The following is a 21,240-nucleotide window of genomic DNA, read 5'->3' as shown; positions in this document are numbered from 1 at the left end:
GGAGGCTTTCGATGGCAGTGAATGCTGAACTCTCAATTGCTGTCGATAAGCTGAAGGCTCTATCGACGGGCAGGAAAATAGCCGCGCCCGCACCTGACGATGCATTGTTGTCCGAGTATGAAAAGGACATCGGATTTGTGTTTTCCGATGAATATAAATTTTTCTTAAAAAATGCAAGCACAATCTTCTTCGGAACAAAGGAGCCATTGATCGCGACGTGCGCAAAAAAAGATCGATGTGAATTAAGTGCTGCGCTTCAAGAAGCGAGGCAGATCGGTGTCCCGGCAGATTGGCTTCCGATTTGCGAAGACAACGGCGATTATTACTGCATCGTTCCCGGTGGACAGATACGTTTCTGGTCACACGATGGAGTCACAACTGAATCGTGGCAGGATCTTGCTGATTGGATAAAAGATGTATGGATCTCGGGGAACTGAATCCTTGTCTTGTTCGCTATGCAACAGACCAAATCTGAGCCGATAAAAAATGAAATTAACGAAGCGGTTAGCGGTGCTGCCAATCACGGCATTTGTATCGCTCGCGGTACAGGCACAGCAAGCGCCTACACCGGCCGATCGCGCCGCCGCCGCACGTGCGAACGTCGAGCAAGATCGACAGGCACAGCAGCAACGTGACGCGCAGCAGCGGGACGCCACTGTGCGTGCCCCTGCCGTCCGATCGGAAGTGTCGCAAGTCGAAACGTATCCATCGTTGCCGAAAGAGCAACCGTGTTTCCGTATCGATCGCTTCGCGCTCGATGTGCCGGATTCGTTGCCCGAATCGGCGAAGTCGCAAGGGGCATCCGCATTGCCGGTGGATCGTTTCGCATTCGCTCGCGAATGGCTTGCCCACTACGTTGGCCAGTGCGTCGGCAAGGAAGGTATCGACATGCTCGTCAAGGGGCTCGGTCGTGCGATCTTGGGGCGCGGCTACATCACGACGCGCGTGCTACTGCCCGAACAGGATTTGAAAACGGGCACGCTAAAGCTTGCGTTGATTCCGGGCACGATCCGGCATGTTCGATTCTCCGATGAGAAACTACGCGGCACCTGGAAGACCGCGTTCCCGACGCGCGATGGCGAACTACTGAATCTGCGCGACCTTGAGCAAGGTCTTGAGCAAATGAAGCGCGTCACCAGTCAGGACGTGTCGATGCAGATCGTCCCCGGTGACGTGCCGGGCGAAAGCGATGTGGTGCTGGACGTGAAGCGCAACAAGCCGTGGACCGTCGTCGCGTCGATCGACAATTCTGGTACGCGGGCGACAGGCAAGCTGCAAGGCAACCTGTCGATCGGCATCGACAACCCGCTCGGACTGAACGACATTCTCAATCTCGGCGTAAGTCAAGACCTCGAACTCGGCGACAAGCGATTTGGTTCGCACGGCTGGAACGGTTTCTATTCAATTCCGTGGGGCTACTGGACCGCGACGCTCGCCGCATACACGAACACCTACAATCAGCAGATTGCTGGCGTAAACCAGACCTACGTCGCGAGCGGCAATTCGAAGACCGTCGATTTCAAACTGGCTCGCGTACTTGCACGCAGCCAGAACGACGTATTCGGTGGGTATGCTCGACTGTTGCGTCGCTTCGGCGAAAGCTACATCCAAGGAACGGAAATCCCGCAGCAGTACCGCAATAACACGATCATCGAACTCGGCCTGACCGACCGTCACTATTTCGACGGTGCGCAATTCGATGGCACGCTCGCCTACCGTCAGGGTATCGGTGCATTCGGTGCGCAGGAATATTCGCTCGCGGCTGATGGCGGACCAACGTACCGTTTCAAGATGGCCGTGCTGGATGCGAACCTGTCGGTCCCGTTCGCAATTGCAAAGCAGTCCTTTCGTTATGTCGGGTCTTTTCACGGTCAGTACACGGCCAACACGGTGTCATATCTGGATGACGTGACGATTGGCAGCCGCTACACCGTGCGCGGCTTCGACGGTGAAACGATGCTGGCCGCTGCACGCGGGTTCTACTGGAGCAACGAGCTGCAAATGCCGATCGGTCAGACCGGCCAAGCGGTATATGCCGGGCTGGACTATGGTCGCGTATGGGGGCCGCAGCCGGTCGCGCTGGTCGGCACACAACTCGCGGGCGCGGTGATCGGTGTCAAGGGTAGTATCGCCACGCGGTTCGGTGGATATGGTTACGACCTGTTTGCCGGCACGCCTGTCTACAAACCGTCGGGCTTTCCGACTGCCCGCGTAACGCTCGGGTTTCAAGTAACAGCGCAATTCTGAAGACGATGAGCCAGCGTACTTCTCCGACACGCACACGTCGCAAGCCGGACGCCAACTATGCCCGTCTGGTGGAGATTGCCGCCGAACGCGGCCTGACGCTGCTGACGCCAGAATGGCGCGGGTTGAAGTCCTTTTATGAATTCCGCTGCGGATCGGGTCATGACCTTACGCGTATCGGTACGGTCGCCATGCGCGGCACGATCACGTGTCTTGAATGCGAACAGGTGCGCGTACAGCAGCGCTTTCAGGAACTGCTGCGTGAGAACGGCACCGTCTGTCGTGAAGGCGCGTATCTCGGTCAAACGGCACGACAGCATTTCACTTGTCGATCCGGGCACGAGTGGACGACAGAGGCTCGAAAGATTTTGGACGGTCACGGCTGCCCATCCTGCGCAGTCGACAGGCGTGCCGAACTATTGACCGACAGCAACGGCCTCGATCGGCTTCGGAAGGCCGCCGCGGCGCATGGGGGAAAATGCCTGACCGATGAGTATCTCGGGATTGGCGAAAGCTATCTTTGGGAGTGCGCAAACGGTCATCGTTGGCAGGCGCGCGGATACAGCATTGTCGACGGTGGTTGGTGCCGAGCATGCTTTGCGCGTCGCAATGGAGACGCTCACCTCAAGCCGGAGCGTATGAACGATATTCGGGCAAAGGCTCGGTCATACGGAGGGGAATGTCTCGACGAAACCTACCTTGGAAGTAATGCCAAGTATCGGTTTCGCTGTGCACGCGGACACGAATGGACGACATGGGGGCATCTTGTACTCGGCGGCAAATGGTGCCGGCGCTGCGCGAATATTGCGAAGAGTCGAACGATCGAGGACATGCAGGCAATTGCAGCGGAGCGCGGCGGACGATGCCTGAGCACCGAATATCATGGGAATCGAGTCAAGTTGACATGGCAGTGCTCGCTTGGGCACGTATGGGACTCGATGCCGAACACGGTCATCAATCGCGGCGCATGGTGTCCGAATTGCTTCCGGCTAGGGATCACGCGTAACCCCGCGTTGCGTCGTCGATACGACGTCAAATAATTGCCCCCGGCTGATATCAGCGGCGTCTGATCAACCTACCGCGCGGCCCGCATGGCGTCGCAAGCTTGCACACTTGATCGTTGCTATAGGGCTAACGTGGGTCGCGCTGCATGTGATGTTGCAGGCTATTCTGTCGACGACCCCGGTTCATCGATGAGGAATTTGATGCAACGAAAACAGATGACGCGGATACTGATTTCGGTCGGACTGCTATTCACGCTCGGTGGGTGCGGCTTATTCGGCTGCAATGGTGCGGCCGGAAACGGCGACAGGCGCGCGCGGCCGAGGAATCGACGCGCGTGCCGACTACAGAACGGGTATCGTGCTCAAACATGGCGCGCAGCGCACCCGCTCGCGGCCGGAATCCGTATCGCGGACACGCATTGCAGAAGCCGTCGCCGGCGCGAAATGGGCGAAGAACGGGGTCGATCATGTTCCCGACCGGATGCGAGCCGTTCATGCTATCCAATAGGCCCGATAATCCATTCGTTTCCGTGATTTATCGCCACCCATGCCAAACCAATCCTCGGTCCGCAAAACCATCCTCCTCATCGGCGCCTCCGGCCTGCTGGGCCGCGCAGTTGCCGCCTCGCTGGCTCGCGAATCGTCGCTGACGTTGCTCGCGACCATCCGGAACCCGCAAACCGCCGGCGCCAAACTGCTCGCATTGCCGCCGGAAAACATCGCCGAACTCGACGTCCTCGACCAGCCGTCCCTCGAACGCATTTTTGAAACCTGCCGACCGGCAGCGGTGATTCTCTGCGCCGCCGAACGCCGCCCCGACGTCTGCGAACGCGACCCGGCCGCCGCCCGCGCAATCAACGTCACCGCACCGGCCCGCATCGGCGCGCTCGCCGCGCGATATGGCGCATGGACGCTCGGCATCTCGACCGACTACGTCTTCGACGGCCGGGCCGCCCCCTACAGCGAAGACGCCACCCCGAACCCGCTGAACATCTACGGTCGCACCAAACTGGAAGGCGAGGCCGCGCTCCTCGCCGCCTCGCCGCTGTCGTGCGTGCTGCGCCTGCCGTTGCTCTTCGGCCCGATCGCCGACTGGAGCGAATCGGCCGTCACGAGCCTCGTGCCGGCCGTCGTCGCGTCGTCGCGGCCGGGCGCCGACGCGGTCGGCATGGACGCATGGGCGATCCGTTACCCGACCTATACGCCCGACGTCGCGCAGGTCATCCGCGACCTGACGCTGCGCCATCTCGCGGGTGAATCCGTCACGGGCATCCGCCATTGGTCGAGCGAGGAACCGATGACGAAGTACGACATCGCGCAGCGAATCGCGGCCGCGCTCGGCATCGACGCCTCGCTCGCGCCGATTACCCAGCCGACCGACGCGACGCCGCGCCCGTACGACTGCCATCTGGACGCCGCGCGCGTGCGCGCGCTCGGGATCGATCACGCGACGCCGTTCGATACGGCGCTGCGGACCGTGCTGCGCGATGCGCCGCAGTCGCTGTAGGATCGACACCCTGCGCGGCTCGCGGCGTCCCGCCAGCATCAACGACCCAATCCGCTGAGGATCGTACAGTCGCTCACCGCCTGCCCGGGAGTCGGGCGACCTGCCACTCGATATTCATTTGACGAACGAAGAAGCATCCGCGCCGCTGACGATGGCGGGGCCGCTCCACGCCGATGCAGATGCCGTATTGCGCGGCGCCATCGCAGGCGCCAACGCGCAGGCATCGCGAGCCGCCGCCAATCCTCAGACCTGCGTCACGGTCGAGCGGCTTGCCGATCGAATTCAGAATTTGTCTAGTCATCCTTGCGATTCGCTCGCTCGAATTGCACCAAACATGTGCCTTGATTCACCGTAACGATGCACGCTAGACCCTTGAAATTAGGGGATTTCCCGCGTTTCCCCCGTTTTTATTGATCACTACTTGTCTCGGTATTTTTCTTCTTGCATGCTTGTATAGACAAATTCCTGAGGCGGCTTGCTGCACCGAAGGGATGGCGAACCTCAACGCAAGGAGAAATCTCGTGAACGGCAAGCGCATCAAGTGGGCAATCAGGACGATCGGCGTCATCGCGGCTGCGGCGGCAACGCTCGCGGCACCCGTGCAGGCAAAGGAATGGAAGACGGTGACGGTCGCGCTCGAAGGCGGCTACGCGCCGTGGAACCTCACGCTGCCGGGCGGCAAGCTGGGCGGTTTCGAACCGGAACTGCTCGCCAACGTGTGCGAGCGGATCAAGGTGCAGTGCAACATGGTCGCGCAGGACTGGGACGGGATGATTCCCGGCCTGCAGGCCGGCAAGTTCGATGTCCTGATGGATGCGATTTCCATCACGCCGGAGCGCGAAAAGATCCTGCTGTTCTCGCGTCCGTATGCGGCGACGCCGGCGACGTTCGCCGTCACCGATACGAAGATCCTGCCGAAGGCCGCGCCCGGCGCGCCGATCGTCAAGCTGACGGGTGACGCCAACGCGGACAAGCCTACCGTCGACACCCTGCGCAAGCAGCTGAAGGGCAAGACGATCGGTATCCAGTCGGGCACCGTCTACACGAAATTCATCAACGACAGCTTCAAGGACATTGCGTCGATTCGCGTGTACAAGACGTCGCCCGAACGCGATCTCGATCTGGTCGCCGGGCGCATCGATGCGTCGTTCGACGACGTCACGTACTACGCGGCGAACAACGCGAAGAAGGACAACGCGTCGATCGTGCTCGCGGGGCCGAAGCTCGGCGGCCCGATCTGGGGGCCGGGCGAGGGGCTCGCGTTCCGCAAGCAGGATGCCGACCTGAAGACGAAGTTCGATACGGCGATCGCCGCGGCGCTCGCGGACGGCACCGTGAAGAAGCTCGCCGACAAGTGGTTCAAGACCGACGTCACGCCGTAAGCGCGTGTTCGGCCGCCGCCGCGTAAGTTCGTCGAACGACGCGCGGCGGCACGCATCCAGCGGATTCACTCAACGCATGCCGGGAGGCAAGCATGGCGATTCTTGAAATGCTCGGCTTCGGTACCGAAGGCTGGGGCGGTGTGCTGCTGCTCGCCGCACTGATGACGGTCGCGCTGACGCTCGCCGCGCTCGCGGTCGGCGCCGTGATCGGCGCGGCGATTGCGGCGGCGAAGCTGTCGCGCTACCGCACTGCGCGCCTGCTCGGCGATCTGTATACGACGGTATTTCGCGGCGTGCCCGAACTGCTCGTCATCTATCTGTTCTACTTCGGCGGCTCGACGCTCGTGACGGCCGTTGGCCAGTGGTTCGGCGCGGAGGGCTTCATCGGCGTGCCGCCGTTCGTGATCGGCGCGCTCGCGGTCGGGATGATCTCGGGCGCCTATCAGGCCGAGGTCTATCGCGCGGCGGTGCTCGCCGTATCGAAAGGCGAGCTCGAGGCGGCGCGCTCGATCGGCATGCCGAGCAGCATGGTGCTGCGGCGCATCCTGGTGCCGCAGGTGCTGCGCTTCGCGCTGCCCGGTATCGGCAACGTGTGGCAACTGAGCCTGAAGGACTCCGCACTGATCTCGGTCACCGGTCTTGCCGAGTTGCTCCGCACGAGCCAGATCGCCGCCAATTCGACTCACCAGTATTTCGTGTTCTTCGTCGCGGGCGGTGCGCTGTATCTGCTGATGACGGGCTTGTCGAACCGCGTGTTCAACCGTGCCGAGGCAATCGTCGGCCGGTCGTTCCGCCGCAATTTCGCGCGCAACTGACGGAGAACGCGCATGTCCATCGATTTCGCTTTTCTCCTCGATACGCTGCGCCAGCTGCTCGCGGCCGTGCCGACCACGCTCGGGCTGTTCTTCGCATCGCTCGTGCTCGGCGGCCTGCTGTCGCTCGTGATCGTCACGATGCGCGTGTCGCCGCGCTGGCTGCCGAACCGCTTCGCGCGTGCCTACATCCTCGTGTTTCGCGGCTCGCCGCTGCTGATCCAGATGTTCCTCGTGTATTACGGGCTCGGCCAGTTCGGCGTGATCCGTGAAAGCTTCGTGTGGCCGCTGCTGCGCGAGCCGTACGTCTGCGCGGTGTTGTCGCTTGCGCTGTGCACCGCCGGCTACACGGCCGAAATCCTGCGCGGCGGGTTGATGGCCGTACCGGTCGGGCAGATCGAGGCCGGCTATTCCATCGGCCTGTCGGGCTTCTCGCTGCTGCGGCGCGTGATCGGCCCGATCGCGCTGCGCCAGTGCCTGCCGGCGTACTCGACCGAGGCCGTGCTGCTCGTCAAGTCGACCGCGCTGGCCAGCCTCGTCACGGTGTGGGAAGTGACGGGCGTCGCGCAGCAGATCATCCAGCAAACCTACCGGACGACCGAGGTGTTCGTCTGCGCGGCCATCATCTATCTGGGCCTGAACTTCATCGTCGTGCGCCTGCTCGGCGCGCTCGAATGGCGACTCTCCGGGCACCTGCGTGCGCCGAAGCCGTCCGGTGCGCCCGCCGCGGCGACGCGCGATCCTCGGCGCGTCGCATCCTGAGCGCCCCCGTCCTTTCAAGGAGAATCCGATGAACACCACTGCTCCCGTTGCGCTGTCGGTCAGAAACATCCACAAGTCGTTCGGCGATCATCATGTGTTGAAGGGCATTTCGCTCGACGCGCACGAGGGTGACGTCATCTCGATCCTCGGCGCGAGCGGATCTGGCAAGAGCACGTTCCTGCGCTGCCTGAACCTGCTCGAGACGCCCGACGACGGCTCCGTCGCGCTCGCCGGGGAGGAACTGGCGATGAAGCGCGCCCGCGACGGCAAGCTGCATCCGAGCGACCGGCGCCAGGTCGACCGGATCCGCTCGCAGCTCGGGATGGTGTTCCAGAACTTCAACCTGTGGTCCCACATGACGGTGCTCGACAACCTCGTCGAGGGGCCGCTGCGCGTGCAGAAGCGCAGTCGCGCGGAAGCGGTGGAGGAGGCCGAGGCGCTGCTCGCCCGCGTCGGTCTCGCGGACAAGCGCGGCTACTATCCCGCGCACCTGTCGGGCGGCCAGCAGCAACGGGTCGCCATTGCCCGCGCGCTGGCGATGCATCCGAAAGTGATGCTGTTCGACGAACCGACGTCGGCGCTCGACCCGGAGCTGGTCGGCGAGGTGCTGCGCGTGATGCGCTCGCTCGCGGAAGAAGGGCGCACGATGCTGGTCGTCACGCATGAAATGGGCTTTGCGCGCCACGTGTCGAATCGCGTGATGTTCCTGCATCAGGGCGAGGTCGATACGGACGGGACGCCGGACGAAGTGTTCGGCGGGCAGACCTCCGAGCGCTTCCGGCAATTCGTGTCGAGCCACCACGACCGCACCGCGAACTGAGGCTGCCATGACCGTATTCCGTGCGGCGCAGCCGCTCGACTGGCGACAGGTTGCGGCGGTGGCGGCCGGCGAGCCGCTGGCGTTGGCCGACGATGCGCGCGCGCGTGTCGTCGCCGCTCGCGAACTCGTCGACGAGATCGTCGCGCGCGGGATTCGCGCATACGGCGTCAATACCGGCGTCGGCGCGCTGTGCGACGTGATCGTGTCGCCGGCCCAGCAGAGCACGCTGTCGCACAACATCCTGATGAGTCACGCGGTGGGCGTCGGCATGCCGCTCGGCGCAGCCGAAACGCGCGCGATCATCGCGGCCGCGATCAACAACTATGCGCACGGGCATTCGGGCGTCCGTGCCGACGTCGTCGAACAGCTTGTCGCGCTGCTCGAGCACGATTGCCTCCCCGAAGTGCCGGCGCACGGCTCGGTCGGTTATCTGACGCACATGGCGCACGTCGCGCTCGTCTGCGTCGGGCACGGCCATGCGCGCCATCGCGGCGAACGCATCCGCGGCGACGAGGCGCTGCGGCGCATCGGCCGCGAACCGCTCGTCCTCGGCGCGAAGGAGGGGTTGAGCCTGGTCAACGGGACGCCGTGCGTCACGGGGCTGGCGGCGTTCGCGCTGGCCCGCGCCGAACGGTTGCTCGACTGGGCCGACTGGATCGCGGCGATGAGCTTCGAGAACCTTGGCGGGCAACTCGCCGCATTCGATCCGGCTTCGCTCGCGCTGCGGATTTCGCCCGGTATCGGGCAGGTCGGCGCGCGTTTGCGCGCACTGCTGGCGAACAGCGGCATGCTTGCCGCGGCGAGCGGCCGGCATACGCAGGATCCGCTCAGCCTGCGCACGATTCCGCACGTGCACGGCGCGGCGCGCGACGTGTTCGACGTCACGGCGGAGGTCGTCGATCGCGAACTCGCGTCCGTCACCGACAATCCGATCGTTGCCGGCACGCGAGAGGCGCCGGCCGTGCATTCGCAGGCGCATGCGGTCGGCGCGGGCATCGCGCTCGCGATGGACAGCCTCGCGGCGGCGATGGCCCAGGTCGCGGCGATCGCCGAGCGGCGTCTCGACCGGCTCGTGAATCCGCTCGTCAGCGGGCTGCCGGCGTTTCTCGCTACGCCGGGAGGCAGCTGTTCGGGTTTCATGATCGCGCAGTACACGGCAGTCGCGCTGGTCGCGCAGAATCAGCGGCTTGCCGCGCCGGCGAGCCTCGACGGCGGCATCACGTCGGGGCTGCAGGAAGATCACCTGTGTCATGCGACGCCGGCCGCGCTGAAAGCGCTCGACATCATCGAGAATACGACGCGCGTGCTCGCGATCGAGCTGCTCGCCGCCGCGCAGGCGTACGACCTGCAGCCGGCCGAAACGGGGCGGGCCGCATCGACCGACGCGCTGTGGCGGCATGTGCGCGAACGCGTGCCGGCGTATCGCGACGACCGGCCGCTCGCCGACGATATCGCGATCGCGGCCGGCATCGTCGCCGGTGTGCCGCCGTCGTTGCAATGACGACGGCCAAGGACGGGCCGATCACCCCACATTCATTCGGTCGAGGGCGCATGAGCGAAACGGAACGCAGACTTTCCGCACGGCGGGCGTTGGCATCGGCCGACACCGTGCCGGCGCGGGCATTGCCGGCCTATCAGCAGATCAAGCGCTACGTCGTCGAGCGGATCGCGAAGGGCGACTGGAAGCCCGGCGCCGCGATCCCGACCGAGGCGGAACTGGTCAAGGAATTCGGCGTGGCCCGGATGACGGTGTCGCGGGCGCTGCGCGAACTGACGACCGAGCGCGTGCTGACGCGCATCCAGGGGGCCGGCACGTTCGTCGAGCGGCGGCATTACGAGTCGACGGTGCTGGAGATCCGCAACATCGCGGACGAGATCGCCGAGCGCGGCCATCGGCACAGTGCGCGCGTGCTGCTGATCGAGCGCAGCGTCGACCCGGACGCGATCGATGCGCTCGGGCTGCGCGCCGGGCCCGTGTTTCATTCGCGTATCGTGCATTACGAGGAGGACGAACCGATCCAGTTCGAGGATCGCTACGTCAATCCGGCGTTGTTTCCCGCGTATCTGGAGCAGGACTTCACGATCGAGACGCCGAATCATTACATGGTGCGACTGGCGCCGATCCAGCGGGCGGAGTTCCGGATCTACGCGGAGAAGCCCAATGCGCAGGTGCGTCGGCATCTCGTGATGGAAATCGGTGAACCGTGTTTGCTGCTGCGACGCCGCACGTGGGTCGGCGAGCAGGTCGCCACGTCGGTCAGGCTGTGGCATCCGGCGTCGCGGTTTCATCTGGCGGGCAACATGTAGGGAAGCAGGGTAGGCATGGGCGACGCGGGCCGTTTGCCGCTTCAGCCGGCGATGGCCGGTGCAGCCGTATGGGTCGTGATGGAGCAGTGCCGTACCTGCATCGAAAGGCGATACACTGCGCGGGTTCCCGATTCAGTCGGGGGCGTCGGGGAACCGGGCGGCCGCATCGCGGCGCCGGCGCGGATCGCGCGACGGGCCCTGACTCATTCGAAAAAATCGAGAGAAAGAGAGGGCCCATGCTGACACGTCTTCGTCACGGCATCCTTCGCGCACGGGACCTGCGCGAATCCGGATCCGCTTCATCCGCCCAGCGCCGGTCGATGGCGTGTGAACGGTTTGCCCGGCGGGCATAAGCGCGACGCCGCCGCGCATCCCGCATCGTCCGGCTCGATTTGACACCTGGCGTCGCCGGCCGTTAAAGTCGCCGACGCGGGGCGGTGGGTCAAGCACACGCCCGGAACAGGCAGCCGATGTTCCAGGACTACGGGGCTACCCCGTGGATCAGATCGATACTCCGATGCGTCGCAAGCGCGCGAGTTGCGCGTTGCGCAACGACGGCTCTCGCAGCACCAGCCACGTTGACTCATCGTCCCGCCTCCCTTTGCCTATGCACTCATCCCTGCGCGACACCACCCGCACGATTGCCGAGGCGATGCTCGCCGGTTCGCCCGAACGCGACGGCATCCTCGCCCGGATGGCGGCCGTGCTCGGCGAAGCGCCGCCGTGGACGCACGAATGCGCGAATCTCGTGCTTGTCCGCTTCGGCGCGAACTGGGCCGATACCGACACCGACGCGCTCGCGGCGGTCCTGGCCGAGGCGCCCGCGTTCGTGCGCGCATGGTATGGCGACCGTCGGCCGGCGGTGATCCGCATCGTGCGGCGGCCGCTGGTCCAGCGGCCGTTGCCGGCGCCGCTCGCCGGCTGCGACGTGCCGTCATGGCCGACGCCCGGCGATCTCGCCGGCTGGCTCGGCGTGAGCGCGCCGGAACTCGACTGGCTGTCCGATCACTGGCGCGTCGACGCGCGCGGCAGCGCCACGCCGCTGCATCACTACACGTACGTCGCGGTCGACAAGCGCAGCGGCGGGTGCCGCCTCGTCGAAATCCCGAAGGGGCGGCTGCGCGAAGCGCAGCGCCGCATCCTGCACGGGCTGCTCGATCGCATTGCGCCGCACGGCGCGGTACACGGTTTTCGCAAGGGGCATGGGATCGTGTCGTTCGCGGCGCCGCATGCGGATCGCGATGTCGTCGTGCGTTTCGATCTCGCGGATTTCTTCGTGTCGGTGCGCGCCGCGCGCGTCCATGCGCTGTTCGCGACGCTCGGGTATCCGGCCGAAGTCGCGCGTATGCTCACCGGGCTGTGCACCAATCGCGTGCCGTCGGCGCGGCTGCTCGCGCCGGACCTGCGCGACCGGTTCGACTGGATCGGCCGCCAGCGCTATCGCGAACGGCATCTGCCGCAGGGGGCGCCGACGTCGCCGGCGCTCGCGAACCTGTGCGCGTTCCGGTTCGACATGCGGCTTGCCGCGCTCGCGCGTTCGCTCGATGCGACCTACACGCGCTATGCGGACGATCTCGCGTTTTCCGGCGGCGGTGCGCTCGCGCGCGACATCGAGCGGCTGCAAATCCGGGTCGCCGCGATCGCACTCGAGGAAGGCTTCGCGCTGCAATTGCGCAAGACCCGCGTGATGCGGCGTGGTACGCGCCAGCAACTGGCCGGCGTGGTCGTCAATCGTCATCCGAACCTCGCGCGCGACGCGTTCGATCGCCTGAAGGCCATCCTGACCAACTGCATCCGGCGTGGCCCGGCGTCGCAGAATCGCGACGCGCATCCGGATTTCCGTGCGCATCTGGCCGGGTGCGTCGCGCATGCGACGGCGCTGAATGCGGCGCGCGGCGCGAAGCTGCGCGCGCTGTTCGACCGGATCGCGTGGGCGGCCGACGGTGAGGATCGCTGAACCGTCGGGCCCGCCTCGACTCCGGCCAGCGACTTCTGCATCGCGACGCCGCGCACTGCTATCATTCGCGCCATGCCGCGACCGTGCCGGGTGCGGCTATCACTTGCCGCCGCCGTTCGCCCCGTGCATGCGGACGCGGCGTGCCGCCCGTTGCCGGCCTGGTCCTGTCTGTCAGTGACGCACGACGTCGTTTAGTGCGCATCGCGCAAATCATGCCGGCTCAGGTGGACGATTCACCTATTTGACAGCCCCGATCGGCGGAACTTCGTGGTAGGTTCGCCCATCGGAGCTTTTTGCAAAAACATGCCCAAAGAGGATGAATACATGACCCAGGCCCTGCAGGAACTCGAAGCACAACTTCGGGACCTGAACATCAAGCTGTCAGAGGTGAAACAGAAGGAGAAGCAAGCCGCGCTCGCGGCCTTCAAGGAACAGGTCGAGCTGTTGGGAATTTCGCAGCAGGAAGTGCTGAGCGCGCTCGGCTATATCGTCCAGCGCAAACGCAAGGCGCCTGCCAAGTACTACGATCCGTCGACCGGCCGCTCATGGTCGGGGCGCGGCCCGCGGCCGAAATGGCTCGAAGGCAAGGATCTCGACACGCTCGCCGTCGACCGCGAGGCCAGGACCTGGTGGCCCGGGGACGATCAGGGCTGAAGCTCGCCGCGCCGCAAGGCCATCCGGCGCCGTCCGGTTCGCGCAGGCGGGCCGGCCGGCAATCCCCCGCCGGTCCGCTGTCTTTCATCCGGTGTCCGGCCTGATCGCGACATCGCCGGCCTCGCCGCCGCATCGGATCGACGTTTTCCCTTTCCTTTCCCTTCCCTTTTCCATGTGTTGCCCGCCGTTTCCCGCCAGCCGTCCGGCCAGCGCGGGCCGACGCGCATCCGCCTCCGTCGTTCGCGGGCACAGGCCTTAGAATGTCGCCGGACATTCGTGGCAGGACACCATGGCAGCAAACATGAAATCTTCGACGCTCGGCGCCCCGTCGGCCCCGCGCGTGGAGCAGGTCGGGGCGTATGCGTGGAAAGCGCTGGCCGGGTCGGCGATCGGCTATGCAATGGACGGCTTCGACCTGCTGATCCTCGGCTTCATGCTGCCGGCGATCACGGCGGCGTTGCACCTGACGCCCGGGCAGGGCGGCGCGCTGGTCACGTGGACGCTGATCGGCGCGGTCGCGGGCGGCATCGTGTTCGGCGCGCTGAGCGACCGCTACGGGCGCGTGCGCGTGCTGACCTGGACGATCCTGCTGTTCGCGATCTTCACCGGCCTGTGCGCATTCGCGCGCGGCTTCGAGGATCTGCTCGTCTATCGCACCATCGCGGGCATCGGCCTCGGCGGCGAGTTCGGGATCGGCATGGCGCTCGCGGCCGAAGCGTGGCCGGCCCGCCAGCGCGCCCGCGTGTCGTGCTACGTCGCGCTCGGCTGGCAGGCCGGCGTGCTGCTGGCCGCGCTGCTGACGCCATTTCTGCTGCTGCACATCGGCTGGCGCGGCATGTTCGTAGTCGGCGTGCTGCCCGCGCTGCTCGCCTGGGCGATGCGCAACAAGCTGCACGAGCCGGAAGCGTTCGTGCAGCGCGCGACGCAGCCGAAGCCCAACGCGTTCCGCATGCTCGTCGCCGACGGCCGCACCGCGCGCACGAGCCTCGGCATCGTGATCCTGTGTTCGGTCCAGAATTTCGGCTATTACGGGATCATGATCTGGCTGCCGACCTTCCTGTCGAAGCAGATGGGCTTCTCGCTGACGAAATCGGGGCTGTGGACGGCGGCGACCGTCGTCGGGATGATGATCGGCGTCTGGGTGTTCGGCCAACTGGCCGACCGCATCGGCCGCAAGCCGACGTTCCTGCTGTACCAGCTCGGCTCGGTCGTGACGGTCATCGCGTATGCGCGGCTGTCGGACCCGACGGCGATGCTGTGGGCCGGCGCGCTGATGGGCATGTTCGTCAACGGGATGGTCGGCGGCTACGGGACGCTGATGTCGGAAGGCTATCCGACGGCCGCACGCGCGACCGCGCAGAACGTGCTGTGGAACATCGGCCGCGCGGTCGGCGGCTTCGGTCCGGTCGCGGTCGGCGCGCTCGCCGCGCACTACTCGTTCCAGACGGCGATCGCGCTGCTCGCCGGCCTCTACGTGCTCGACATGGTCGCGACGTTGTTCCTGATCCCCGAGCTCAAGGGCGTCGAACTCGAATGAGCGCGGTGCGCGCACGCGCCGCCACGATTTCACCGGAAATCACGATGCAACGGAACACCAGGACGATCGGCGTGATGGGCTCGGGCAAGGAGCCGTGGCTCGCGTTTTCGGAGCCGCTCGGCGCGTGGCTCGCGCAGGCCGGGTTCAACCTGCTGACGGGCGGCGGGCAGGGCGTGATGCTGGCGGTCGCGCGCGCGTTCGCCGGCGTGCCCGGCCGGGCCGGCCGATCGATCGGTATCCTGCCGACGCGGGCCGATCCGGTCGCGGGCTTCGTGCCGCTCGACGGCTATCCGCATCCGTTCGTCGACATTCCGGTCCTCACGCCGCTGCCGCGTCGCGAACCGGGCGCGGCGCCGCACACGATCAACCGCAACTATGTGAACGTGCTGAGCAGCGACCTGATCGTCGCGCTGCCGGGCGGGCACGGGACGGCCGAGGAGATTGCGCTCGCGCAGCGCTGGCGCAAGCCGCTCGTCTGCTTCGGGCCGGACGGCGCGTTTCGGTCGCTTGCCGCGGACGCGGTGTGCACGTCGTCGCTCGACGACGTGATCCGGTTCGTCGACGATGCGTTTGCGGCGGAGCAGGGGCCGGCGCTGCGATAGGTCGATCGATCCATTCGACGACTATCCCGGGCGGTCTTCGGAAAGACGCCCGAAAGATCCGGATGACAGCGTGGGTAAAGTCGGACAGAATGCCTCGGCCATGTCGGGCATGGGTGAAGCCCGCTTCGCACAACAACCATCCGATCATCCCGACCTGGGGGCCGCGCTATGTCCCATCCCGTGTTTCTGGAGAGTCCGCCCTGGCCGCGCATGCCCGAAGGCCGCAAAGGAGAATTGAAGGCTTACTTCGCGGCGGGCGGACCGTCGCTCGAATCGAACGGGTTTATCCCGCTGTTCTGGCGCGTGCTGTTTGGGCCCGACGATGTCCGCTTCGCGTATTGCATCGACGATTTCGATCCGGACGACGAAGCGGTCGAGCTCGAAGAATATCGGGAGGCCGCGACGCCGGAAGAGCGCGATGCGCGCTATCCGTATCTGGTCACCACGAAGGCGAGTGCGCTCGCGCGTGCGGCGGCCCGCCGCGGCCCGCTCGTTGCGCTGCTCGGCGATCGCTATCGCACGATCTACGACGCGTTCGTCGATTACGTAGCGACCGCGTTCGGGGAATTCGTACTGGTGCGCACGAGCGGGTTGCCGGATGTGAGCGACAACACGGATGCGTTCGCGACCGAACTCGCGCAGGTCGCGCGGCTGGAGCAGCGGACGGAGCCCGATGCGGGCCTCGCCCGCGAGATTCAGGAACTGCGCCGCGCATCCGATGCCGACGCCGTATGGCACGCGACGGGCGTGGGCAACGCGCATGCGGACGTCGATCCGTGGCCGAGCCGCGCGCTGGTCGATGCGTTTCCGGCATGCGCGCCGCGTACGCCGGAGGCGCCAGGCGCTGCCCGCGAGACGGCGAACAAACCGCGCTACCGGGAAAGCCGGCTCCACAAGGCGCTCGAATGGGTGGCGGTTGGCGTGTTCGCCGCGGCGTTTCTCGGGACGTGGATCAAGACACGTTCGATCTGGCTGTCGATCGTGGTGACCCTCGTCGTGACCGGCCTGTTCATCTGGGGGATCGTGCGGATGCAGCGGATCAAATGAGCGGCGGTTGCACACTGCCGGTTCAGTCGGCGCCGATCATGTCTTCGGCATTCACGAGCTGCCGCAGGCGCGCGGCGGCTTCGTCGCGCATGCCGATCGCGACCTGCGGCCGCACGCCGGACGCGTCGGTCGCCGGGTAAAGCGCGCCGATCAATGGCGGCCATGGCGGCAGGCGCGATGACGGCCGCGCAGAGCGCGATGGCCGTGAGACGTTCGAGCATGTGTAGCGTCCTGTTTTTGCGGCAAGCGTCATGATGCCCGCCGGACCGACGACGGTCCATTGAACCTCAGCCGCCCGCCGGCCCGGTCCGGCTGAAGCGCTGCTCGACCACCTCGGTCCCCCACTGCGTGCCCGCGCACTCGCTCGTCAGCGCAAAGCCGAACGACTCGTACAGATGGCGTGCGGCATCGAGCCCCTTGAAGGTCCACAGGTAGGTCTCGCGAAACCGGTGCTCGTCGACGAAACGCATCGCCAGCGTCATCAACTGACGCCCGACGCCCGAGCCGCGCAACGCGTCGTTCACGATGAACCAGCGCAGGTGCGCGACGCCTGTGGCCGGATCGCCGTCGATCGCGAGCGACGCGAGCGTCCGGCCGTCTTCCTGGCACAGCCAGAGCGCCTTGCCGTCGGCCGGCAGCGCGCCCGCGAAGGCGGCCAGCTCGGTCGCCACGCGCTGTTCGAAGAAGGCGCCGAAACCCCAGTGTTCCGCATAGAAGCGTGCATGCAGGCTGGCGATGTCGCCGATGCAGCCCGGCTGGTAGCCCTCGCGAATCGACGGCGCGTCGGCGGGCGCGACGGGCGCCCTGGCCGCGTTGTCCTGGGCGAGCGCATCGGCATACAGCGCGAGCGAACGCAGCAATGCCTGCTGGTCGGCCGGAATCATGCGGCGCAGCGCATTCGACACCTGGTCGGTCGCGAACGTGTCGATTCGTTTCTGGAGTTTTTTGCCTTCGGCGGTCAGGTACAGCTCGGTCGCGCGCGCATCCTCGCTCGACACGCGCCGCTCCACGACCCCGGCCGCTTCGAGCCGCGCGAGTTGCCGGCTCGTGTTCGATTTGTCGAGCCGCAGGATGGCGCCGAGATCCTTCGCGTTGATGCCGGGCGCCATTCCGATCTCGAGGATCGCGTGCACGGCCGACGGCGCCCAGTCGCTGTCGGCCAGCGTCGCACGCATGAAGCCGAGCTCGCGCACCAGTTTGCGCGAGAAGTCGCGCAGTTCGAGGATGGTCGCGTCGCGCGGCTTGGCCGGCACGTCGATGAGGTCCATGGCCTGCTCCCGAAAGGTTGCGTATCGCAATCAATAATAGTTGCGGGTCGCAACTTGAGCAAGGCGGATTTGCAGGTGGATCGGTTCCTTCGGGGCGGTGCTTCCGTGCGGCTGGCGCCCAAGCGGGCGAGGCGGGGGGACGAGCCGGGACGGGTATTGAAGCGGATGGTCGCGCGCGGCGAAGTGGCCGCATACTGGGCGGAGTTGGCCGACCTGCGAGCAGGGTCGTCGACCAACCATCGATCGACGACCGCGGACCACGGAGATCACCATGAACAAGCTGCTGCCGATGACGATCGCGTTGCTTGCCGGGGGCGGCATCGGCGCGACGCCGCTCCATGCTGCCGGCACCATGGATGCGCCGCCGTGCAGCGCCGCGCACGCGGCGGATCAGGGCGGCGGGAACGCCGCGATGCCGGGCGCGTCGGTCCGCAGCTTCTCGACCGCCGGCTGTTCGGGCGCGGTATTGCAGGGCGACCGGGCGACCGCGACGGTCGACGGCGACAGGGTCGAGTTGCGCGACGGCGTCGTCTATGTGAATGGCCGATCCTACGGCGCGGTCACGCCCGCGCAGACGGTCGAATACGAAGCCGCGCGCGACCGGCGCACGTTGAAGGTCGACGGAAAAATCCGCACGCCGCTGCGCTGATGCGTATCGGTTCGGTACGCCGCCACGCGCCATCGGGTTTCCCGATCGTTGCGCCAGCGCCTCCAACTTGCCGACGCGCGCCTATTCGACCAGCGTCAGCCGGCCGTCGCTGAGCCGCACTTCGCGCCCGACCCACGCCGCATCGACGCGCGGCAGCACGGCCGACGGCTTGCGCAGTTCGCGCAGCAGCGTCGCGCCGTGCGACAACCGGCCGCCCATGCGGGCGATCACCGCGCGTGCGGCCTGGTACTGCGCGTGCCGGCCCGGGTCGAGCGAATCTTCCAGCAGGATGTCGCGGCCGAGCACGCCCTGCGTGTGGCCCGGATAGATCATGAAGCCGGCGGCCTCGTCGGTGCCTTCGCTGCCGTCCTGCCAGAAGCTGCCGTTGCGATCGCGGCGCTCGGGATGCGGCGCGAACCACGTGTCGCGGTCGGCGGCCGGCATCGCGTGATGCAGGCGGAAGAACACGCGCATCAGGTTGTCGCGATACCACTCGCGCACCTGCAGATACCAGCCGCGCATGCCGGGCGCGCCGAGTGCGTGCAGTACGCGGACCGGCAGCGGCCAGTCGGGAAACGCCTGCAGCGGCAGGTCGGCGGCCGGTGGCCGCGCGGTGCCCGGATCGGTTTCCCACGGCAGGCGGTGCGGGCTGTCGTCGAGCTGGCCGTACGCGGTCGGCGGACGCCCCCACAGCGCGCCGCCGCTGCTGGCCAGCGATGATGCGATGCACAGGTTGCCCTGCACGACGAACACGTAGAAGCGCGTGAACCAGTCGGCCAGTTGCTGGCCGTCGGCACGTTGTTCGACGAGCGTCGCAAGTTCCCGGTCGAAGCGCGCCAGGCCGCGGGCGAGCGTCGGCAGGTGCCCGCGCGCGACGCGCAGCATGCGCCAGAACACCGGCAACGCACGCAGCAGGCGCAGCGGTCGCCAGCGCAGCGGCGGCGTCGCACCGCCGATCTCGCCGCTGTAGTGGGCGGCCGAGACGCCCCAGTCCGCGAGACGCGCGAGGAACAGGTCGTTGTTGATGTACGACGCGCCGCCATAGAGCGCGGTGAACGGTTCGTTGTCGCGCAGCACGCGTGCGTCCCAGCGCGCCATGATGGCCGGGATGCTGCCGGCCGCACGCCGTTGCGCATATTCGACCAGCCGGCTCGGCTGCGGCGGCAGGATCTCGGCGATGTTCGCGGCGGTCAGGTGACGATGCCAGCCGTAGGCGCTGATCGGGCGGTACTGCCGCAGCCACAGCTGCGTGCCGTCCCACGCCCATTCGACGTCGCCCGGCACGTAATGGAATGCGCGCAGCACGCGTTGCAGGAAAGCCCACAGCTGCCGCGCGGTCAGGCCGTGCGCGGACGGGAACGTGCCGCGCTGCCACGGCTCGCCGAGCCGCGACAGGATCGCGCGCTGCGGGCTGGCCTGCCCGTCGGCGAGCGTTTCGAGGTGGCCTTCGACCCATTCGACCTCGACCGCGAGATGGCGCACGAACGCGATGCCGGACAGCACGGGCGTGACGAAGCGCTGCACGACGGCTTCCTCGAGGCCGCCGTCGAGCAGTTCGGCCACGCGCGCGGCCGCCTGCGATGCCGGTACGCGCAGGAACGTCGTGTGCAGGCCGGCGTTCGCCGCATCGGCCTGGTCCTCGCCATGGCTCGACGAGCGGATTGCCCACTCGGCGTCGGGCTGGCTCGCGAGCCAGCCGGGCAGGCGCGGATCGTCGGCACGGGTCAGCGACAGCGCGGGCGGCACCCGCAGCCCGGCCATCGTGGCCAGCGCGAGGCGTCCGCCCTTGGTATGCGCGACGAAGCCCGTGTCGTCTCCTTCGAGCCACTGCGCGAACGCCGCCGGCGCATCGATCCACGGATAGTGTCCCCAGCCGGGCTGCAGCGTGACGGTGAGGTCGGCGCGCGCGAGGATCGCCGACCACGCGGCGGCCTGACGGACGCCGAGCACGGCATCCTGGTCGCCCCACACGAGTTCGATGCGATCGGTGACCCACTCGAGCAGCGGCAGCGCGGTATCGGCGCGCACGAGATCCCAGTGCGGCAGGAACGCGCGGCAACGTGCATAGCCGGCGCCCATGCGGCGATACTGCGCGGGCGTCCAGGTCCGGTTCGAGAACTTGCGAGCGAACAGCGCGGGGTAGTGCGCGAGCAGCCAGTGAATGGTCTTGCGCAGCGGCTTCGGCGCCATCAGCTTCGGCAGGCGGCGCTCCCACAGGAACGCGCCGACCGGGGCGAGCAGCACGCTGCGGCCGAAGTGGCCGGGGCGCCGCTGCAACGCGTGCAGGACCAGCAGCGCATTCACGCCGACCGCCATGATCGCGTGCCCGGGTTCGGTCGCGTCCAGCAGCGCCTGCGCATACGCGGCGAGATCCTCGCACGGCGGCGCGGGATGGTCGCCGAAGCCCGGCAATTCGAGCGGCACGGGGCGATAGCGCCGGAAGTGGGGCAGCGCGTCGTCCCACCAGTCGGCTGCGCTGCCGTTGCCGGCGAGGAGGTACAGGATCGGTTGGCTCATGAAGGCTTCGTCGGTCGACGACCGTCGCGATTGCGCGCACCCGTTCGGGCGGCGATTTCGGCAGATACCACGGCTTTTTGTTTATGTTGCCCGTGCGAGCGGAATGGAAGCGTGGCCCCGCCCGGATGGTTGATTGCGGGCATTTTACGCGAGTCGATCCAATTCAATTCG

General features: G+C 66.5%; 20 protein-coding genes. 17 read left to right on the top strand and 3 right to left on the bottom strand.

Going from position 1 to position 21,240, the window contains the following annotated elements; all coding sequences use genetic code 11:
• The first annotated feature begins 11 nt into the window (after positions 1-11).
• The 16 genes from HWX03_RS06825 to HWX03_RS06750 all read left to right on the top strand — a co-directional run bounded on the left by HWX03_RS06825 (position 12) and on the right by HWX03_RS06750 (position 16,635).
• The gene (locus tag HWX03_RS06825) at positions 12-437 is read left to right on the top strand and encodes an SMI1/KNR4 family protein (protein ID WP_208456794.1); all 426 of its coding nucleotides are present in this window, start codon (positions 12-14) and stop codon (positions 435-437) included.
• 49 nt (positions 438-486) lie between these two features.
• A complete protein-coding gene (locus tag HWX03_RS06820) occupies positions 487-2,247 on the top strand; it encodes a ShlB/FhaC/HecB family hemolysin secretion/activation protein (protein ID WP_175870772.1) in 1,761 nt (586 codons plus the stop codon).
• Between the two features lie 5 nt (positions 2,248-2,252).
• Entirely contained in the window at positions 2,253-3,284 is a 1,032-nt protein-coding gene (locus tag HWX03_RS06815) for a hypothetical protein (RefSeq protein WP_244132597.1), read from the top strand.
• A gap of 511 nt (positions 3,285-3,795) precedes the next feature.
• Entirely contained in the window at positions 3,796-4,755 is a 960-nt protein-coding gene (locus tag HWX03_RS06810; protein WP_175870771.1) for an SDR family oxidoreductase, read from the top strand.
• Positions 4,756-4,873: 118 nt separating this feature from the next.
• Positions 4,874-5,110, top strand: coding sequence for a hypothetical protein (locus HWX03_RS06805; protein WP_175870770.1), 237 nt, complete (start codon positions 4,874-4,876; stop codon positions 5,108-5,110).
• Positions 5,111-5,276: 166 nt separating this feature from the next.
• The gene (locus tag HWX03_RS06800) at positions 5,277-6,137 is read left to right on the top strand and encodes a transporter substrate-binding domain-containing protein (protein ID WP_012337095.1); all 861 of its coding nucleotides are present in this window, start codon (positions 5,277-5,279) and stop codon (positions 6,135-6,137) included.
• 92 nt (positions 6,138-6,229) lie between these two features.
• Positions 6,230-6,952, top strand: a complete 723-nt coding sequence (locus HWX03_RS06795; RefSeq protein WP_174429093.1) for an ABC transporter permease subunit — start codon at positions 6,230-6,232, stop codon at positions 6,950-6,952.
• Between the two features lie 12 nt (positions 6,953-6,964).
• On the top strand, positions 6,965-7,711 hold the full coding sequence (locus HWX03_RS06790; RefSeq protein WP_175870769.1) for an ABC transporter permease subunit: 747 nt from the start codon (positions 6,965-6,967) through the stop codon (positions 7,709-7,711).
• 28 nt (positions 7,712-7,739) lie between these two features.
• Positions 7,740-8,531, top strand: a complete 792-nt coding sequence (locus HWX03_RS06785) for an ATP-binding cassette domain-containing protein (RefSeq protein ID WP_089471588.1) — start codon at positions 7,740-7,742, stop codon at positions 8,529-8,531.
• Positions 8,532-8,538: 7 nt separating this feature from the next.
• Positions 8,539-10,032 carry a histidine ammonia-lyase gene (hutH, locus tag HWX03_RS06780; RefSeq protein WP_175870768.1) on the top strand — a complete coding sequence of 498 codons (1,494 nt, stop codon included), beginning with the start codon at positions 8,539-8,541 and terminating at the stop codon, positions 10,030-10,032.
• A gap of 50 nt (positions 10,033-10,082) precedes the next feature.
• Positions 10,083-10,838 (top strand): histidine utilization repressor, encoded by a 756-nt coding sequence (hutC, locus tag HWX03_RS06775; RefSeq protein WP_174429097.1) that lies wholly within the window; start codon positions 10,083-10,085, stop codon positions 10,836-10,838.
• Positions 10,839-11,445: 607 nt separating this feature from the next.
• Positions 11,446-12,795 (top strand): reverse transcriptase family protein, encoded by a 1,350-nt coding sequence (locus HWX03_RS06770; RefSeq protein WP_175870767.1) that lies wholly within the window; start codon positions 11,446-11,448, stop codon positions 12,793-12,795.
• 324 nt (positions 12,796-13,119) lie between these two features.
• Positions 13,120-13,449 carry an H-NS histone family protein gene (locus HWX03_RS06765; protein WP_175820847.1) on the top strand — a complete coding sequence of 110 codons (330 nt, stop codon included), beginning with the start codon at positions 13,120-13,122 and terminating at the stop codon, positions 13,447-13,449.
• Positions 13,450-13,738: 289 nt separating this feature from the next.
• Positions 13,739-14,986: an MFS transporter gene (locus HWX03_RS06760; protein ID WP_175870766.1), complete on the top strand. Its 1,248-nt coding sequence runs from the start codon at positions 13,739-13,741 to the stop codon at positions 14,984-14,986.
• On the top strand, positions 14,983-15,588 hold the full coding sequence (locus HWX03_RS06755; RefSeq protein ID WP_175870765.1) for a DNA-binding protein: 606 nt from the start codon (positions 14,983-14,985) through the stop codon (positions 15,586-15,588). Before HWX03_RS06760 ends, HWX03_RS06755 begins: the two co-directional genes overlap by 4 nt.
• Before the next feature lie 234 nt (positions 15,589-15,822).
• Positions 15,823-16,635, top strand: a complete 813-nt coding sequence (locus HWX03_RS06750) for a hypothetical protein (RefSeq protein WP_175870764.1) — start codon at positions 15,823-15,825, stop codon at positions 16,633-16,635.
• Between the two features lie 22 nt (positions 16,636-16,657).
• Here HWX03_RS06750 and HWX03_RS37195 read toward each other — a convergent pair whose 3' ends face one another.
• Both HWX03_RS37195 and HWX03_RS06745 read right to left on the bottom strand, forming a co-directional pair.
• Positions 16,658-16,789, bottom strand: coding sequence for a hypothetical protein (locus tag HWX03_RS37195; RefSeq protein ID WP_279612214.1), 132 nt, complete (start codon positions 16,787-16,789; stop codon positions 16,658-16,660).
• A gap of 133 nt (positions 16,790-16,922) precedes the next feature.
• The gene (locus tag HWX03_RS06745) at positions 16,923-17,903 is read right to left on the bottom strand and encodes a helix-turn-helix domain-containing GNAT family N-acetyltransferase (RefSeq protein ID WP_175870763.1); all 981 of its coding nucleotides are present in this window, start codon (positions 17,901-17,903) and stop codon (positions 16,923-16,925) included.
• A 271-nt stretch (positions 17,904-18,174) separates the two neighbouring features.
• Here HWX03_RS06745 and HWX03_RS06740 point away from each other — a divergent pair, with 271 nt between their 5' ends.
• Positions 18,175-18,552: a sugar ABC transporter ATPase gene (locus HWX03_RS06740; protein ID WP_175870762.1), complete on the top strand. Its 378-nt coding sequence runs from the start codon at positions 18,175-18,177 to the stop codon at positions 18,550-18,552.
• Positions 18,553-18,633: 81 nt separating this feature from the next.
• Here HWX03_RS06740 and HWX03_RS06735 read toward each other — a convergent pair whose 3' ends face one another.
• On the bottom strand, positions 18,634-21,069 hold the full coding sequence (locus HWX03_RS06735; protein WP_175870761.1) for a PEP-utilizing enzyme: 2,436 nt from the start codon (positions 21,067-21,069) through the stop codon (positions 18,634-18,636).
• Between the last annotated feature and the right edge of the window lie 171 nt (positions 21,070-21,240).

The sequence above is a fragment of the Burkholderia sp. BCC0397 genome, from assembly GCF_902832865.1.
In the GTDB taxonomy this organism is placed as follows: domain Bacteria; phylum Pseudomonadota; class Gammaproteobacteria; order Burkholderiales; family Burkholderiaceae; genus Burkholderia.
Note: the sequence above shows the minus strand (reverse complement) of the source record. Positions and strands in the feature narration are given on the sequence as shown.